Annotated in this window: 1 protein-coding gene; it reads right to left on the bottom strand. The window is 44.3% G+C overall.

Going from position 1 to position 2325, the window contains the following annotated elements:
• Positions 1 to 316: 316 nt before the first annotated feature.
• Positions 317 to 922, bottom strand: a complete 606-nt coding sequence (locus tag B3B27_RS02915; protein ID WP_286846801.1) for a hypothetical protein — start codon at positions 920 to 922, stop codon at positions 317 to 319.
• Between the last annotated feature and the right edge of the window lie 1403 nt (positions 923 to 2325).

The following is a 2325-nucleotide window of genomic DNA, read 5'->3' as shown; positions in this document are numbered from 1 at the left end:
AACGCTTGATTAAGGCTTGATGTCCACTTGATTAACACTGTCTACAGAGGGGACAGTGAGATTTGGAAATTGGTCTTTTATGAAAAAATCAAGGAAAAAATCGGAAAAAATCGATTTGCTGTTACAATTGATGTTCGGATCACCTGCTACAAGCTGTAAAGCAGTAAGGAGTTCCATTCTGGGATCAATAAGTATTTTTTAGCTTTTTCATATGTGATACCCTTCGTAATATCACCTGGCTCTAGAGCGCTTTTGATCTGGCGAATGCCTATTACCGGCTGTTCGGTCCGCGCAAAAAGATCCAGGAGGTGGAAGCTTAGTTCGGCGCTTCCAATGCCTTGGGTACAAATCTGTAGCACACATCTGCGCGGCCATTTTCCATCCACTCATCTTCAGAAAATGAATCAATAGTTATCTCGGCTGAAACTGCTTTCCAAGCCTTTGATATGATCTCATTGCCTAAGAATCTGGAAGGCTCTTGACCTATTAGCACAAGCTCCAATTCCTCCCGTTCCTGCTCATCCTCTACCGAAGACAAATTATCGTAAATAACCTTTTCAAAACATCTTTTGGCAGCGTTACTTATCCAATACAGCTGGCCGCTCAGATTTTCTGAAATGCAGATCAAATGAGGGCAATGATATTCAAAATAAACCATTGCTTGACAGTAGGGACAGATGACGCCACCAAATAATGCAATATAGTTATGGCGTCCAACAAAATGCAGACGGCCCTCGGATAACACCAGAACGCGGCTTTCATCCCAGGACAAGGGTTTTATCTCTTCGGTCGAAAGACCACTGGAAAATGCCACATCAACGGAAAATAAATCCTCATCGAAGAGAATGGGTACAGTGCCGCCAAAGACTGGCAATTTGAAAGTCTTGTATTCGTTATAGTCATGAGCAGATAGAAGCCCCATCAATTCATCCAGATTCTTTGCTTTGTAAAAAAAAGCCAGCCGGGTATGCGTTTATAAAGAGTCACTAAAATCTGCAATTAGCGATCAATGGACAAAATAGATAAGTCGAAGTGACAAAAGAATATCCGAAGAGCATTTGCAGAAGACCAATGGACATTGTTTTAGTAAATTTCCCTGTTTTGATCACCAAAACCTGCAAATTGGACACTATTTTGTCCAAGTGGTAGTTACTATTATCAGCTCCAGAATCAAGAGAATAAAACCGTAATGATATATGTAATATACAAATACGGATTACGTATGGAAGCAATTGGATTCTTGGATATGTATATGTTTTGGCATTTGCAATTTTCGGTGAGCGGATTTGCAATTTTCAGTGACTCTTTATATATACAAAATGCCGATTTCGTGGACATGTCATATCTAAGATCGTTACACATGCAGTAAATCATGGCGCGTATTAGGTTTCTTCTTCCTTATTCCTGGCGGAGTCTTCGCCGTGTCTTCGCCCAGTCTTCCCGAGCACTTTGCTCCGGAAGAGTCCTGCAAGACTCGACGAAGACTCCGGGAGACACAAGAGAGTGACGAGTGACAAGTGACCAGAGTGGAAGCAACATCTTGTCGCTTTGTGAAAGTTACCAGTGACAAGTGCCCAACCCGATTTATCGGGTTTTCAGATTAGAGGCGGTGGTTTCAACCACCGTATTCTGTGGGGTAAACGACGATCAATCCATTTACCGGAACGGGACTGGGGAGGGGATTTCAATCCTCCTCCGGGTTGTTTCTATACTGAGCTGAGTCTATGAAGGTCGGATTAAAATCCTCCCGAAGTCTGAAAACCCTTACGGGTTATAGTGTTTGGCAAGATCTCGATCTGGCACGGTGGTTGAAACCACCGCCTGCCGTCTGGAAACCCTGGCGGGTTAGGAGGTGTTGTATGGTCAGGGTTGCTGGGATATGTCAAGACGCGCTGGGTATAGAATTAGAATTCATCGTTTTCTAGCCAGACTACGCACGCCGTCATTCCGGGAATTCGGGGTCCCCAAAGCCGAACAAAGTGAGGGTTTGGGGTGGTTCCGGGGTCACCGAAGCCGAACAGAGAGAGGCTTTGGGGCAGAATTGCCCGGAATCCAGAAAGACTATGCCAATAGTACCGCGGTATCACTCAAGCAGAGTCTTTCCAATAGTGGGTGAACAAGCTCCGTGGATTCCTGACTAGTTGTCTTAAACCAATGCGCAGGTTTGAATCAACTCTCAGGAGTGACGAATCAAGGGGCTGCGCGATCCGATTACATCCCTTCTCTCTGATTATAATGCCTTTTTGGATAAACAGACAAGCCCGGAGGTTCTCCCCGGGCTTGTTATGTTGAATGTTTACTACTATTTGATAACGCTAAACCTAC

Source organism: Proteiniphilum sp. UBA5463 (assembly GCF_002427225.1).
GTDB classification, from domain to species: domain Bacteria; phylum Bacteroidota; class Bacteroidia; order Bacteroidales; family Dysgonomonadaceae; genus Proteiniphilum; species Proteiniphilum propionicum.
The sequence above is the reverse complement of the archived record's forward strand: the minus strand, read 5'-3'. Positions and strand labels throughout refer to the sequence as shown.

Excerpts from the sequence above, each read along its gene's own strand:
- B3B27_RS02915 (WP_286846801.1), bottom strand. The coding sequence starts at position 922 with ATGGGGCTTCTATCTGCTCATGACTATAACGAATACAAGACTTTCAAA.